We start from the raw sequence: 14,129 nt of genomic DNA, 5'->3' as shown, positions 1-14,129 counted from the left end.
GGTCCACCGGGCGGCGGCCCGGTGGACCCTTTTCCGCATTCGGCGTTTTCCGCTCGCGCGGTAGGCCGAGAATGAATTCATGAGTCAGCAGGGCGCGGGCGCCGACGACTGGTGGCAGAAACTGTACGAGGACCCGGACGCGGTCCCGGAAGCCGACCCGGGGGACACCCTGGACACCCGCTTCCACACCGCGTCGTCCCTCACGACCGACCCGTCTCCGCCGGACCCCGCCGCCTCGCCCGGTCGGGGACGGGTGGGCGGTGGGGCGTCCCCGCAGGACGCCGAACTGGGCCACCCTCGGCCCTCCGACCCCTCGCCGCGTTCGGCGTCCGAGGAGACGCCCCGGCGACCGCCCGGCCCCGGCGAAGCCACCCCGGCCGCGCCGCAGCCCCCCGCGCAGGCCCAGCCGTGGGAGCCGCCGGCCCCGGAGCAGCCTCCGCTCCCCGGCCCGCGCCCGCGCCCGGACCCGCGCCCGGACCCGGCCCGACAGGCCGGTCCGGGGGCGCCCGTACCGCCGCCGCCCCCGGCGCCCCCGTGGGGCCCGGGCCCGTCCGAGCCCGAGCAGCCCCCGCGCCCGGCGCCGCCGGAGCCCGTCGCCCTGCCGTGGGAAGCGGCCACGCCGGAGCCGTCCCCCGAGGCGAGGCCGCCCGCCCCGACGGCACGCCCCCCGCACGGGCTCGTGCCGGGGCCCCGCCCGGCGCCCGAGCCGGCGAACGCGGCCGAGACCCCGCTGCCGCCCGTACCGCCCCCGGTACCACCGCCCCCGCCCCTGAGGGACCCGCGGGCCGGCGGGGTCACCGGCTACGCGCTCGGCGACGTGGCCGTGCCGGCCTGGCGCGAGGACGACCGGACCGCGGAGGTTCCCGCACCGGAGGCGGCGGGGGAGCGGCCCGAGGTCCGGCACCTCGGGGACCGCGCGCCCACCTACGCGGCGGAGCCCGGCGCGCTGCCCGCCGCCGACCCGGCCGCGCTCGACGACCTGACCCCCGACACCGTCCTGGAGGGGGCCCGCTACGGCACCTACACCCTGCGCGCCGCCTCCCTGCGCGGGGACTCCGCCCGCTTCCGCGGCGAGGCCCGCCGGGACTTCCTGCTCACCGCCCGCTTCGGCGCCGGCGACGACGCCCTGGTGATGGTGGTCCTCGCCGGCGGCGACCGCGCCGCCCCCGGGGCCCCGGCGGCCGCCGCCGAGCTGTGCCGCACCGTCGCCGCGGCCGTCGGGCGCAGCCAGGAGCGGCTCGCCGACGACATCCGCTCCGGCCGCCGCGACGCGCTCCGCTCGGGCCTCCAACGGCTCACCGACCGCGGCTACGGCCGCCTCCGCGCCCGCGCCGCCGAACTCGGCCTCGCCGAGGAGGCGTACACCGCCGGGCTGCGCGCACTGCTGCTCCCGGTGGACCCGGAGTGCCGGACCAGGGTGTGCTTCGGGTCCGGCGCCGGCGGCCTGTTCCGGCTCCGGTCGGGCGCGTGGCAGGACCTGGAGCCCTACGAAGGGGCGGCAGAGGGCGACTTCCGGTTCCGGGCTTCCGTGGCCCGGCCGGGGGACACCCTCCTGGTCTGCTCCGGCGGCCTGGCCGAGCCCATGCGGGAGGAGGCCCTGCTCTCCGCCGAGCTGGCCGCGCGCTGGGCCGACCCGGAACCCCCCGGCCTGGCGGCCTTCCTCGCGGACACCCAGCTCCGCCTCAAGGGCTACGCCGACGACCGGACGGCCGCCGCGGTCTGGGAGGCGTAACAGGTACGCGCAACAGGCGCGATCCCGCGGAACGTGCATGGATGGAAGGCGCACCCGGCAGAGCCGAACCGGCAGAGCCGAACCGGAAGGGGCGCCCCATCCATGGCGAAACAGAACGTGGCGGAGCAGTTCGTGGACATCCTCGTGCGCGCGGGGGTCCGCCGCATGTACGGAGTCGTCGGCGACAGCTTGAACCCGATCGTCGACGCGATCCGCCGAACGGGTGAGATCGAATGGATCGGTGTCCGCCACGAGGAGACGGCCGCCTTCGCGGCGGGCGCGGAGGCCCAGATCACCGGCCGCCTCGCCGCCTGCGCGGGCTCCTGCGGTCCGGGCAACCTGCACCTGATCAACGGGCTGTACGACGCCCACCGCTCGATGGCCCCGGTCCTCGCGCTCGCCTCGCAGATCCCCTCCAGCGAGATCGGCCTCGGCTACTTCCAGGAGACGCACCCCGTGGAGCTCTTCCGCGAGTGCAGCCACTACAGCGAGCTGATCTCCAATCCGCGCCAGATGCCCCGGCTGCTGCAGACCGCAGTCCAGCACGCCATCGGCCGCAGCGGCGTCAGCGTGGTCGCGCTGCCGGGGGACATCGCCTCCCTGCCGGCCCCCGAGAAGCCGGCCGAGCACGCGCTCGTCACCGCCCGGCCGACCGTGCGCCCCGGTGACGGCGAGATCGAGAAACTGGTCCGGCTGGTCGACGAGGCCGACAAGGTCACCCTCTTCTGCGGCAGCGGCACGGCCGGGGCGCACGCCGAGGTGATGGAGTTCGCGGGCCGGATCAAGGCACCCGTCGGGCACGCCCTGCGCGGCAAGGAGTGGATCCAGTACGAGAATCCGTACGACGTCGGCATGAGCGGGCTGCTCGGCTACGGCGCGGCCTACGAGGCCACCCACGAGTGCGATCTGCTGATCCTGCTCGGCACGGACTTCCCGTACAACGCCTTCCTCCCCGACGACGTGAAGATCGTCCAGGTGGACATCCGGCCCGAACACCTGGGCCGACGTTCCAAGCTGGACCTCGCGGTGTGGGGGGACGTACGGGAGACCCTGCGCGCCCTGAACAGCAGGGTGAAGGCCAAGACGGACCGCCGGTTCCTGGACCGGATGCTGAAGAAGCACGCGGACGCCCTGGAGGGGGTGGTCAAGGCCTACACGCGCAAGGTGGAGAAGCACACCCCGATCCACCCGGAGTACGTGGCGTCCGTGCTCGACGAACTGGCCGACGAAGATGCGGTGTTCACCGTCGATACGGGCATGTGCAACGTGTGGGCGGCGCGCTATCTTTCGCCGAACGGCAAGCGGCGCATCATCGGCTCGTTCAGCCACGGCTCGATGGCCAACGCACTGCCGCAGGCGATCGGCGCGCAGTTCACCGACCGCGGCCGTCAAGTGGTGTCGATGTCGGGCGACGGCGGTTTCTCCATGCTGATGGGAGATTTCCTCACCCTCGTGCAGTACGACCTGCCCGTCAAAGTGGTCCTGTTCAACAACTCGTCCCTCAGCATGGTCGAGTTGGAAATGCTGGTTTCCGGCCTTCCTTCGTACGGAACGACGAACAGGAATCCGGACTTCGCCGCGATCGCCCGCGCGGCGGGTGCGTACGGCGTCCGCGTGGAGAAGCCCAAGCAGCTCACAGGGGCTTTGAAGGATGCTTTCCGGCACAAGGGACCCGCCCTGGTGGACGTGGTCACCGACCCCAACGCCCTGTCGATTCCGCCGAGGATCAGCGCGGAAATGGTGACCGGTTTCGCACTTTCCGCCAGCAAGATCGTCCTCGACGGCGGGGTGGGCCGGATGATCCAGATGGCTCGATCCAACCTCCGCAACGTGCCCCGTCCGTGAGCCGGTATGAGTGCGGACCGGTCCGGGGGGCATGCATCCCGTAGACCTGTTCGACAAGCTGCTCTTTTTCGGAGACACGACGCGGGAGGGACATCGCCGTGCGGGTGGGGGCGAAGACCGGGAAGATGTGGCGGAGAGGGAGGCCGGTGCCGCGCGAACCGTCCGGCCCGGACGGGGCGGCGGCGATGGACGGGCCGGGCATCAGCCGGAGCGTGCGCCGGGCAGACCTGAAGGCGGTGGGCGAAATCCGCCGGGCCCTGCGGGAGTTGATGCGCCACCGGTGCGGGACGGACGCCGCCGAGGTGGCCGAGCTGCTGATCACCGAGCTCGTCACCAATGCCCTCGTCCACACCGAGGAGGGGGCGGAGGTGTCCGCGAGTCTCGCCGCCGACCGGTTACGGGTGGAGGTCCGGGACTTCGCCGGCAAGCGGCCCCGGCCGTACGTACCGACCGCCGACGACGGTACGCACGGCCGGGGACTGCTGCTGGTGCAGGCGCTCGCCGACGACTGGGGCGTGGCCGCCCCGGACCTCGGCCGCGGCAAGGTGGTGTGGTTCGAGCTGGAGCGCGGGCACGAGGTGGGGCCCGCCTGAACGGGCGGGCCCCACGGGGCCGATCGGTGAGCGACGGACGGGCGGACCGGTCAGCCGAACTGCTGCTCCAGGTCCTTCAGTTTGCGCTCCAGGGAGTCGAGCCGGGGGATGGTCTGGGTGTCGTCCTCGGCGGTGAGGTCCACCGTCCGGGGGCCGGTCACCTCAGCGGACCCCGTTCGGCCGACGGCCTGCAGGGAGGGCCGGCCGGGGGCCCCTCCCAGGGGCAGCTGGGAGAGCTGGGGCAGCTGTCCGGATTCCACTATGGCCGGCTCCGCGCCGACCGGCGCGGAGCCAGCTCCCTGCGTGAGCTCCGGAAGTTCGACCTGGCGGCCGCGCGACCGCCCGAACGCCCGGTTCTGCCGGCCCAGCGCCTTGATGCGCGCCCGGTCCAGCCGGTTCTGGTCGCGCCTGCGGTGCCGGTCCTGCTCCCTCTCCCGCTTGTCCTCGCGCACCTCGTCCACGGCCTCGTCGAGGGTGCGCACCCCCTCCAGCAGCATGAGGGACCACGCGCCGAAGGTCTCCCGGGGCGCCCGCAGCCAGCGGACCATCCGGATCTGCGGCAACGGCCGGGGGATCAGGCCCTGTTCGCGCAGTGCCGCGCGGCGGGTCTGCTTGAGGGCCCGGTCGAAGAGGACGGCCGCCGAGAGGGACATCCCGGCGAAGAACTGCGGAGCGCCGTCGTGGCCCATGCCGCGCGGGGCGTGCACCCAGTTGAACCAGGCGGCCGCGCCCGCGAACAGCCAGACCAGCATGCGCGAGCCGAGGGCCGCGTCGCCGTGGCTGGCCTCGCGGACGGCGAGCACCGAGCAGAACATGGCGGCGCCGTCGAGCCCGAAGGGCACCAGGTACTCCCAGCCCCCGGAGAGGTTGAGGTTCTGCCGGCCGAAGCCGACCAGCCCGTGGAAGGACAGCGCGGCGGCGACCGCCGCGCAGCAGAAGAGCAGGACGTACGAAGCGGTCCCGTAGACGGCCTCCTTGCGCCGGCGCCGTTCCTCGCTGCGCTCCCAGCTGTCGTCGGCCGCGGCCTTCTCGCTCTCGCGCCTGCCCCGGGCCAGTACCGCAACTGCCGCAAGTACGCCCAGGATCAGCAGGCTGCCGGGCAGCAGCCAGTCCAGCGATATGTCGGTCAGTCTCATGCGGATGTCCTTGCCTCGCGTCTGCGGCCGTGCGGCTTTCCGGGCGCCATAGTGGCGCAGCGGGTCCGCCGCGCACGCGGGTTTCGGGGCAAGTGGACGCCATCGGGGGGCGGGGCCCGCCGGATAGGGTGTTGTGGCTCGAACTGGCGGCCGTACGGGCTGGGTTGAGTTCGATTACGGTCAGTCGGAAGGGTGGGTTCGTGCGGCGGCAGCCGTGAGCCGGGCGATCCGGTCGGTGTCACAGGTGCGCGGGCAGGTGACACAGGTGTCGTCCGGGCGGATGGTGTAGAAGAAGCAGCAGCCGGCCCGGTCCCGGGTGGCCAGCTCCTCGCCGGCCGGGCCGGAGAGGGTGCGGAATCCCGCGGTCCCGGTGTAGGGGGCGGTGGCGCCCGGCAGCAGCGCCTCCAGCTCGGCCACGGCGCGCTGCTCCTCGCCGATCCCGGGCAGGCTCGCGACGTACCAGAGGCTCTCGACGACCTCGTCGGTGACCATGCCCCACAGGGCGCGGCGGCCGCGCCGCATGCGCGGGCCGAAACCTTCCAGCACGGGCCCAAGGTGCTCGGCGACCGCCGCCCGCACCTCGGCGCGCAGCGCCTCCTCGTCGGGCACGACCCGGGCTCCGGGGAGAGCGGCCGCCGGGTCGCCGGGAAGGCACACGAAGGTCTCGACCCGTACGGACATCCGGCCGAGGGTGCGGTGGAAGGCCACCATGTCCGCACGGAGCCGGGGGACCCGCCGGTGCAGGAACCACGGCAGGGTGATCAGCAGGCAGAGCGGCCACGCGTACCGGTGCAGTCCGAAGCCCGCCACCACGTCGGGGCGGGCCTTGTGGCCGTAGTCCCGGAGGACCTGGGCCTCGTCCCAGGCGAGGAAGGCGTCCAGGGCCGCCCCGCCGGCCGCGAGCTCGTCCGCGCCGACCCATCCCGCACCGCGGGGGACGGGTTCGTGCGCGGGCCGCTCGATGACGCCGAGCCCGCCGTAAGCCTCGGTCAGCCGGGCGTAGGCATCCGCCACCGGAGAGCCGACCGGGGCGGGTGCGGAGGTGCTGGCGGACGTGAGGGCCATGACGGACCACCGAATCACACGATCGTTAGAAGGTTAGCCTTACCTTACCCGATTGCGGGGTTCTGTATCACCTTGTGGGACGTCGCATATTCTCTGGGCACCATCGAGATGAGCGAGCGAGACGAGTGGGGAGGACCGGGTGCCGGAGATTCCGTCGATCCCGGCGCAGAAGACCGCGGGGAAGGTGCTGCGCCATTCGGTGCGCGGGCAGGTCCTCGACGCGCTGCGCGCCGCGCTGGTCGACGGCGAGCTGGCGCCGGGGGAGATCTACTCGGGCCCGGCCCTGGGGGAGCGCTTCGGGGTCTCGGCGACCCCCGTGCGGGAGGCGATGCAGCAGCTGGCCCTGGAGGGCGCGGTGGAATGCCTCCCCAACCGGGGCTTCCGGGTCCTGTCGCGGACCCCGCGCGAACGGGCGGAGCTGGCGGAGGTACGGGGCCTGCTGGAGGTCCCCGTCATGCTGCGGCTCGCCCGCACCGTGCCGGCGGCCGAATGGGAGGCCCTGCGCCCAGCGGCGGCCGCCACCGCGGAGGCGGCGGCCGCGGGGGACCTGCCGGCCTACGCGGAGGCGGACCGGGCCTTCCACCGCGAGGTGCTCTCCCTCGCGGGCAACGCCCAGCTGGTGACGGTGGCCGAGGAACTCCACCGGCGAGCGCAATGGCCCCTCCCGGGGGCCCCGCGGGTCCGTCCGGCCGATCTGATCGCGGACGCGGCCGAACACACCGCCCTCCTGGAATCCCTGATCGCCGGTGACCTCCCGGTGGTGGAATCCCTGGTCCGCGAACACTTCGCCGGATCCTGAGGGCGCGGCTCAAAGACCCGGGGCTCCGCCCCGGACCCCGTGCCTCAAACGCCGGCGAGGCTGAAAGACCAGCCCCTCCGGCGTTTGAGGAGCGGGGTCCGGGGCGGAGCCCCGGCAGCGGTGCCGCACAGGAGGGCGTCGGAGCTACCCCGCAGGGGCAGGGGCAGGGGCGGGGGTCGGGTGGAGCTGGTCCGCCAGCCAGGTGGGGATGCCGCCCAGGAGGTGGAACAGCCGGCGCGCCTCCGCGCGCAGACGGGCCGCCTCGGGCTCCGGCTCGGCCTCGGCCAGGGCGGCCAGCGCCGGGGCCGTGCCGACCAGGAAGCCCAGCTCCTCCCGGATCCGGAGGGACTCCACGAAGCCCTTGCGGGCCTCCGCGACCTCCCCGTCCCGCAGGGCCAGCGCAGCCAGATGGCGCCACGTGAAGGACAGCAGCAGCGTGTCCCCGTGCGTCTCCGCCCCCGCGTGCGCCCTCCGGTACGCCGGCCGGGCCGACTGCGGGGCGTCCGCCAGGTGCTCGGCGACCAGCCCCCGGCGGAAGTCCAGCAGCGGGCGGGTCCGGGACTCCGGGGACAGCAGCGCCGCCGCCCGGCCCAGCGCGGAGCGGGCCTCGTCGGCCCGGTCCCGTACGCCCAGCACGGTCGCCGCGTACGCCAGCTGGCCCCGCTCGCAGGCCGCCGCGCCCCGGTCGTCGTCGTCCTGGGCCACCGCCTCGGCGACGCGCAGCGCGTCCTCCGCCTCGGCCCAGCCCTGCCCCGTGAACAGGCACCGCTCGACCAGCAGCGCGGTCCGCTGTACGGCGGCCCCCGCATTCCCCACGTGCGGCGTCAGCAGAGCCGCCGCGTCGGTCCAACAGCCGCGCGAACGCAGCCGCCATATCGCCCGCTGGAGGGGGTCTTCTCCCCCCGTAGATCCGGCACCGGACATGGCGGTATCCGCCACATTGCCCTCCCCAAAGCAACCGAGCAGCAACCAAGCAGCACGTCGTCGAGCCCTGGGGCGAAATGAGAGCACGGATCTGCGGCTTCGGCCAAGGGGTCGGGTGAACTCTTTCACAAAGTCCGGACACCTCGTCAGTCGCCCCTGCCCGGCGGACAGGGCAGGAGCGGCCGTGATTCCTCAGCTCATGCGCAGTGCCAGGAAGAAGTCCAGCTTGTCCTCCAGCCGGGAAAGATCGCGCGCCGTCAACTGCTCGATTCGCCCGACCCGGTAACGCAGCGTGTTGACGTGCAGGTGCAGCCGCGTCGCGCAGCGGGTCCAGGAACCGTCGCAGTCCAAGAACGCCTCCAGCGTCGGGATGAGCTCCGCCCGGTGGCGCCGGTCGTAGTCGCGCAGCGGGTCCAGCAGCCGGGCCGTGAAGGCGCGCCGCACGTCGTCCGGCACGAACGGCAGCAGCAGGACGTGCGAGGCCAGCTCGTGGTGGCCGGCCGCGCAGACCCGCCCCGGGCGGGCCGCGGCGACCCGGCGGGCGTGCCGGGCCTCCTCCAGCGCCCCGCGCAGCCCCTCGGCGGAGTGCACGGCCGCGCTGACGCCCAGGGTGAGCCGGCCGTCGTCGGACAGGCCGGCCTGCAGCGGGTCCCGTACGGCGGCGAGCAGCTCGTCGGCGTGCAGGGCCGTGTCCGGGCTCCTGTCCTCCCCGAGGTCCCCGGGCACCGAGGGCAGCGGCACCAGCGCGATGGCCTCGTCACCCGCATGGGCCACCGCGATCCGGTCGGAAGGCTCCGGCCCCGAGACGGACGGGTCGACGAGGATCTCCTCCAGCAGCGACTGGGCCACCGGGCCGCCGGGGATGTCCCCGCCGTCCCAGTCCACCCGGGCCACCACGACCTGCCAGTGCGGGGCGCCGCCCACGCCGGGCAGCAGCACGGGGGCCGCCACCCGCAGACGGGCCGCGATCTCGGCGGGCGGAGCACCCGTCTGGACCAGTTCGAGGACCTCCTGTGCGAGGCGGCGGCGCACCGTCCGGGCGGCGTCGCGCCGGTCCCGCTCCACGGCGATCAGCTGGGTGACGCCCTGGAGCAGGTCGAGGCGCTCGGCGGGCCAGTCGCCCGCGTCCGCCTCCACCGCCAGCAGCCAGTCCGACAGCACGCTCTCGCGCACGTCCCGCGGGGCCGGGCCGGTGGCGCCGCGGCCGTGTCCCCTGATCGGGAAGAGCGAGTAGGTAATACCCTGGATGGAGATCCGGTGCGGCCCCCTGCGGCCGGTCCGGACCGCCGCGAGGTGCTCGCTCGCCAGCGCAGCGCAGACCCCCGGCGCCAGTGGTTCGCCGGCCCCGGCGATCTGCCGGCCCGTGGGGGACAGTACCCAGGCCCGGAGATCGAGGTCGGTGGTGAGCAGATCCAGCACCACGTCGGGACCGCCGCCCGCGGGACCCGAGGTCATCAGACGGCGGTGGCGGTCCACCACGGCCGCGAGATCGCCCGCGCGCTCGCCCGAGACCTGCCGCACCACGTACTCGGTGATCGTGGCGAATGCAACGCTCTCGTTCACCGCGAACAGCGGCAGGCGGTTGCGGATGCAGGCCGAGACCAGATCGTCCGGGATGTCGCCCAGCTCCGCCTCGCCCGCGGCGAGCCCCGCCACGCCGGCACCTGCGAGGATTCGTACGAAAGGCTCGGAGTCGGCCGAATTCCGTCTCCATGCCAGGCCGGTGAGGACGAGTTCACCCCCCGAGAGGTACCGGCTGGGATCTCGTAGGTCGGTCGTCATGACCCCGCGGACCGTCCGGTCGAGTTCTTCCTCGCCGCCCAGCAGCCGCAGCCCCAGCGCCTCGGTTTCCAGCAGTGCGCGCAGCCGCATGATGTCGCCGCCGATCTGTCTCGAATGTTGCCGTTGGAAATCGGGCAGGTCATCGCATCCTGCCTTTCATACGAATCTACAAGACGAGGGAGGCCCTCAGCCAACTCCTTCATGGTTTCGGTGACTGCACCCGGGGGACAGGGGGCCGGTGTACTGAGTCCACACCGCGTTAACAGCACGTGAACGACCAGTCGAGGGCCCCACGGCCTCCTGGCTTGAAGTGAACGGCCCGAATCAGAAGAGAGCCAGACATGGACTTCCTTCGCCCCGCCAGCTGGGAGGAGGCGCTCGCCGCTAAGGCCGAGTTCCCCACCGCTGTGCCGATTGCGGGTGGTACCGACGTGATGGTGGAGATCAACTTCGATCACCGCCAGCCGGAGTACCTGTTGGACCTCAACCGCATCGCTCTGCTGCGGGACTGGGAGGTCGGTGCTGACGTGGTGCGCCTCGGCGCTTCCGTTACGTACACCCAGATCATGGAGAACCTCCGCACGGAGCTGCCCGGTCTCGCGCTCGCCTCGCACACGGTCGCGTCCCCGCAGATCCGCAACCGCGGCGGTGTCGGCGGCAACCTCGGTTGCGCCTCCCCGGCCGGCGACTCCCACCCCGCGCTGCTCGCGGCGGGTGCGGAGGTCGAGGTGGAGTCCGTCCGCGGCTCGCGCCTGATCCCGATCGACGAGTTCTACACCGGCGTGAAGCGCAACGCGCTCGCCGCCGACGAGCTCATCAAGTCCATCCACATCAAGAAGGCGGACGGCCCCCAGCAGTACTCCAAGGTCGGCTCGCGCAACGCGATGGTCATCGCCGTCTGCGCCTTCGGCCTGGCGCTGCACCCCGAGACGCGCACGGTCCGCACCGGCATCGGTTCGGCCGCGCCCACCCCGATCCGGGCGAAGACCGCCGAGGAGTTCCTGAACGCCGCGCTCGAAGAGGGTGGCTTCTGGGACTCGGGCAAGGTCATCACCCCGTCGATCGCCAAGCAGTTCGGCGACCTCGCCTCCGGCGCGGCCAACCCGATCGACGACGTCCGCGGCACGGCGAAGTACCGCCGCCACGCGGTCGGCATCATGGCTCGCCGCCAGCTCGTCTGGACCTGGGAGCAGTACCGCGGTGCCGGCAACGGCCGCACGCTTGAAGGGGCGGCGTAACCATGCGCGTCAATTTCACTGTCAACGGTCGTCCGCAGGAAGCCGACGACGTGTGGGAGGGCGAGTCCCTTCTCTACGTGCTGCGTGAGCGCCTGGGCCTGCCCGGTTCGAAGAACGCGTGCGAGCAGGGCGAGTGCGGCTCCTGCACCGTCCGTCTCGACGGCGTGCCGGTCTGTTCCTGTCTGGTCGCGGCCGGTCAGGTCGAGGGCCGCGACGTCGTGACCGTCGAGGGCCTGGCGGAGTTCGCCAAGCAGCGCGAGCAGCACGGCCACGGCGGTGCCTGCGACACCGGCGGCGGCTGCGGCAGCACGGGCGTGTCCCTGGACGAGGCCAAGAAGTGGCAGGCCAGGCCGGGTGACTCGCAGACCGGCGAGGGCGTCGAGCTCTCCAACATCCAGCAGGCGTTCATCGACGCCGGCGCCGTCCAGTGCGGTTTCTGCACCCCGGGCCTCCTGGTCCAGGCGGACGCGCTCCTGGAGGAGAACCCCTCGCCGTCCGACCAGGACATCCGTGAGGCCCTGTCCGGCAACCTCTGCCGCTGTACGGGCTACGAGAAGATCCTCGACGCGGTCCGCCTCGCGGCCGCTCGTCAGTCAGAGGCGGTCTGACCATGGCCCAGAACACGCGCACGGTCGGCACGCCGACCAACGTCACGCAGAAGCACACCAAGGGCGGGATCGGCGAGTCCGTCCTGCGCCCGGACGGCACCCTCAAGGTGACCGGTGAGTTCGCGTACTCCTCGGACATGTGGCACGAGGACATGCTGTGGGGCCAGACCCTGCGCAGCACCGTCGCCCACGCCGAGATCGTCTCGATCGACATCTCCGAGGCCCTGGCGATGCCGGGTGTCTACTCGGTCCTGACCTACGACGACCTGCCGGCCGAGATGAAGAACTACGGCCTGGAGATCCAGGACACCCCGGTTCTCGCCAACGGCCGGGTGCGCCACCACGGTGAGCCGGTCGCCCTCGTGGCCGCCGACCACCCGGAGACCGCCCGCCGCGCGGCCGCCAAGATCAAGATCGACTACAAGGAGCTGCCGCTCGTCACGGACGAGGCTTCCGCCCTCGCCCCCGACGCGCCGCTCGTCCACGAGGGCCGCGACGACCACCACGCCGGTCACGTCCCGCACCCGAACATCGTGCACCGCCAGCCGATCATCCGCGGCAACGTGGAAGAGGCCCGCAAGCGCGCCGACGTCATCGTCGAGGGCGAGTACACCTTCGGCATGCAGGACCAGGCCTTCCTCGGCCCGGAGTCCGGTCTGGCCGTGCCGTCCGAGGACGGCGGTGTCGAGCTCTACGTCGCCACCCAGTGGCTGCACTCGGACCTCAAGCAGATCGCCCCCGTCCTCGGTCTCCCCGAGGAGAAGGTGCGCATGACGCTCTCCGGCGTCGGCGGTGCCTTCGGCGGCCGCGAGGACATCTCGATGCAGATCCACGCCTGCCTGCTGGCCCTGGCCACGCAGAAGCCGGTCAAGATCGTCTACAACCGCTTCGAGTCCTTCTTCGGCCACGTGCACCGCCACCCGGCGAAGCTCTACTACGAGCACGGCGCCACCAAGGACGGCAAGCTCACGCACATGAAGTGCAAGATCGTCCTGGACGGCGGCGCCTACGCGTCCGCTTCCCCGGCGGTCGTCGGCAACGCCTCCTCCCTCTCCGTCGGCCCGTACGTCATCGACGACGTCGACATCGAGGCGATCGCGCTCTACACGAACAACCCGCCCTGCGGCGCGATGCGCGGCTTCGGCGCCGTCCAGGCCTGCTTCGCCTACGAGGCCCAGATGGACAAGCTCGCGGCGAAGCTGGGCATGGACCCGGTCGAGTTCCGCCAGCTGAACGCCATGGAACAGGGCACGGTCATGCCGACCGGCCAGGTCGTGGATTCCCCGGCGCCCGTCGCCGAGCTGCTGCGCCGGGTCAAGGCCCGCCCGCTGCCGCCGGAGCGCCAGTGGGAGTCGGCCGGCGAGGGCGCGGACGTCCGCGCGCTGCCCGGCGGCCTCTCCAACACCACCCACGGTGAGGGCGTCGTCCGCGGCGTCGGCTACGCCGTCGGCATCAAGAACGTAGGCTTCTCCGAGGGCTTCGACGACTACTCCACCGCCCGCGTGACCCTCGAGGTCATCAACGGCGAGCCCGTCGCGATGGTCCACACGGCCATGGCGGAGGTCGGACAGGGCGGCATCACCGTCCACACGCAGATCGCCCGTACGGAGCTGGGTGTCACGCAGGTGACCATCCACCCGGCCGACACGCAGGTCGGCTCCGCCGGTTCCACGTCCGCCTCGCGGCAGACGTACATGACCGGTGGCGCCGTGAAGAACACCTGCGAGGCCGTCCGCGAGAAGGTCCTGGAGATCGGCCGGCGCAAGAACGGCTCCTTCCACCCCGCGTGGGCGACGGCCGAGCTGCTGCTCGAAGGCGGAAAGGTCGTCACGGACGGCGGCGAGGTCCTCGCGGACCTGGCCGACATCCTGGAGGGCGAGGAGCCGATCGACATCGAGCTCGAGTACCGTCATGCTCCGACCGAGCCCTTCGACCTGGTCACCGGCCAGGGCAACGGGCACGTCCAGTACACCTTCGCCGCGCACCGCGCGGTCGTCGAGGTGGACACCGAGCTCGGCCTCGTCAAGGTCGTCGAACTGGCCACCGCCCAGGACGTCGGCAAGGCGCTCAACATGCTTTCCGTGGTCGGCCAGATCCAGGGTGGTACCACCCAGGGCCTGGGCGTCGCGATCATGGAGGAGATCATCGTGGATCCGAAGACCGCGAAGGTGCGCAACCCGTCCTTCACGGACTACCTGATCCCGACGATCCTGGACACCCCGACCATCCCGGTCGACGTCCTGGAGCTCGCCGACCCGAAGGCCCCCTACGGCCTGCGCGGTATGGGCGAGGCCCCGACCCTGTCGTCCACACCGGCCGTCCTCGCGGCGATCCGGCAGGCGACGGGACTGGAGCTCAACAAGACGCCGATCCGTCCGGAAGCCCTCACCGGGACCCTCTAGGACGG

The 14,129-nt window shown here is 72.6% G+C and carries 11 protein-coding genes; 7 read left to right on the top strand and 4 right to left on the bottom strand.

Going from position 1 to position 14,129, the window contains the following annotated elements; all coding sequences use genetic code 11:
- Nucleotides 1-79: 79 nt before the first annotated feature.
- The 3 genes from AB0O21_RS32605 (at nucleotide 80) to AB0O21_RS32595 (ending at nucleotide 4,170) form a co-directional block, all read left to right on the top strand.
- Complete coding sequence (locus tag AB0O21_RS32605; protein ID WP_365176937.1) at nucleotides 80-1,732, top strand: protein phosphatase 2C domain-containing protein; 1,653 nt, start codon at nucleotides 80-82, stop codon at nucleotides 1,730-1,732.
- A 102-nt stretch (nucleotides 1,733-1,834) separates the two neighbouring features.
- Nucleotides 1,835-3,577, top strand: a complete 1,743-nt coding sequence (locus AB0O21_RS32600; protein ID WP_365176934.1) for a pyruvate dehydrogenase — start codon at nucleotides 1,835-1,837, stop codon at nucleotides 3,575-3,577.
- A gap of 185 nt (nucleotides 3,578-3,762) precedes the next feature.
- A complete protein-coding gene (locus AB0O21_RS32595) occupies nucleotides 3,763-4,170 on the top strand; it encodes an ATP-binding protein (RefSeq protein ID WP_365177014.1) in 408 nt (135 codons plus the stop codon).
- Nucleotides 4,171-4,220: 50 nt separating this feature from the next.
- On the opposite strand, the gene AB0O21_RS32590 is transcribed toward AB0O21_RS32595, so the two are convergent.
- The gene (locus AB0O21_RS32590) at nucleotides 4,221-5,306 is read right to left on the bottom strand and encodes a DUF2637 domain-containing protein (protein WP_365176931.1); all 1,086 of its coding nucleotides are present in this window, start codon (nucleotides 5,304-5,306) and stop codon (nucleotides 4,221-4,223) included.
- 180 nt (nucleotides 5,307-5,486) lie between these two features.
- Nucleotides 5,487-6,371, bottom strand: coding sequence for a (2Fe-2S)-binding protein (locus tag AB0O21_RS32585; RefSeq protein ID WP_365176928.1), 885 nt, complete (start codon nucleotides 6,369-6,371; stop codon nucleotides 5,487-5,489).
- Between the two features lie 139 nt (nucleotides 6,372-6,510).
- Between AB0O21_RS32585 and AB0O21_RS32580 the strand changes: the two genes are divergently transcribed.
- Nucleotides 6,511-7,170: a GntR family transcriptional regulator gene (locus AB0O21_RS32580; RefSeq protein WP_365176925.1), complete on the top strand. Its 660-nt coding sequence runs from the start codon at nucleotides 6,511-6,513 to the stop codon at nucleotides 7,168-7,170.
- 144 nt (nucleotides 7,171-7,314) lie between these two features.
- Here the strand turns inward: AB0O21_RS32580 and AB0O21_RS32575 are convergent, their stop codons facing one another.
- Both AB0O21_RS32575 and AB0O21_RS32570 read right to left on the bottom strand, forming a co-directional pair.
- Nucleotides 7,315-8,094: a hypothetical protein gene (locus AB0O21_RS32575; RefSeq protein ID WP_365177011.1), complete on the bottom strand. Its 780-nt coding sequence runs from the start codon at nucleotides 8,092-8,094 to the stop codon at nucleotides 7,315-7,317.
- Between the two features lie 192 nt (nucleotides 8,095-8,286).
- A complete protein-coding gene (locus AB0O21_RS32570; protein ID WP_365176922.1) occupies nucleotides 8,287-9,966 on the bottom strand; it encodes a PucR family transcriptional regulator ligand-binding domain-containing protein in 1,680 nt (559 codons plus the stop codon).
- A gap of 251 nt (nucleotides 9,967-10,217) precedes the next feature.
- Here AB0O21_RS32570 and AB0O21_RS32565 point away from each other — a divergent pair, with 251 nt between their 5' ends.
- The 3 genes from AB0O21_RS32565 to pucD are packed head-to-tail and all read left to right on the top strand — an operon-like array spanning nucleotide 10,218 to nucleotide 14,124.
- Complete coding sequence (locus AB0O21_RS32565) at nucleotides 10,218-11,114, top strand: xanthine dehydrogenase family protein subunit M (protein ID WP_365176919.1); 897 nt, start codon at nucleotides 10,218-10,220, stop codon at nucleotides 11,112-11,114.
- 2 nt (nucleotides 11,115-11,116) lie between these two features.
- A complete protein-coding gene (locus AB0O21_RS32560; RefSeq protein WP_365176917.1) occupies nucleotides 11,117-11,722 on the top strand; it encodes a (2Fe-2S)-binding protein in 606 nt (201 codons plus the stop codon).
- Nucleotides 11,723-11,724: 2 nt separating this feature from the next.
- Nucleotides 11,725-14,124: a xanthine dehydrogenase subunit D gene (pucD, locus tag AB0O21_RS32555; RefSeq protein ID WP_365176914.1), complete on the top strand. Its 2,400-nt coding sequence runs from the start codon at nucleotides 11,725-11,727 to the stop codon at nucleotides 14,122-14,124.
- Nucleotides 14,125-14,129 lie beyond the last annotated feature (5 nt).

The organism is Streptomyces sp. NPDC091371 (genome assembly GCF_040684275.1).
Classification (GTDB): domain Bacteria; phylum Actinomycetota; class Actinomycetes; order Streptomycetales; family Streptomycetaceae; genus Streptomyces.
Note: the sequence above shows the minus strand (reverse complement) of the source record. Positions and strands in the feature narration are given on the sequence as shown.

What these genes read in the sequence shown, in the direction of transcription:
- AB0O21_RS32595 (WP_365177014.1), top strand. Translation starts at nt 3,763, where the DNA reads ATGGACGGGCCGGGCATCAGCCGGAGCGTGCGCCGGGCAGACCTGAAG.
- AB0O21_RS32605 (WP_365176937.1), top strand. Translation starts at nt 80, where the DNA reads ATGAGTCAGCAGGGCGCGGGCGCCGACGACTGGTGGCAGAAACTGTAC.
- AB0O21_RS32570 (WP_365176922.1), bottom strand. Translation starts at nt 9,966, where the DNA reads ATGCGGCTGCGCGCACTGCTGGAAACCGAGGCGCTGGGGCTGCGGCTG.
- AB0O21_RS32560 (WP_365176917.1), top strand. Translation starts at nt 11,117, where the DNA reads ATGCGCGTCAATTTCACTGTCAACGGTCGTCCGCAGGAAGCCGACGAC.
- AB0O21_RS32585 (WP_365176928.1), bottom strand. Translation starts at nt 6,371, where the DNA reads ATGGCCCTCACGTCCGCCAGCACCTCCGCACCCGCCCCGGTCGGCTCT.
- AB0O21_RS32590 (WP_365176931.1), bottom strand. Translation starts at nt 5,306, where the DNA reads ATGAGACTGACCGACATATCGCTGGACTGGCTGCTGCCCGGCAGCCTG.
- pucD (WP_365176914.1), top strand. Translation starts at nt 11,725, where the DNA reads ATGGCCCAGAACACGCGCACGGTCGGCACGCCGACCAACGTCACGCAG.
- AB0O21_RS32600 (WP_365176934.1), top strand. Translation starts at nt 1,835, where the DNA reads ATGGCGAAACAGAACGTGGCGGAGCAGTTCGTGGACATCCTCGTGCGC.
- AB0O21_RS32565 (WP_365176919.1), top strand. Translation starts at nt 10,218, where the DNA reads ATGGACTTCCTTCGCCCCGCCAGCTGGGAGGAGGCGCTCGCCGCTAAG.
- AB0O21_RS32575 (WP_365177011.1), bottom strand. Translation starts at nt 8,094, where the DNA reads ATGTCCGGTGCCGGATCTACGGGGGGAGAAGACCCCCTCCAGCGGGCG.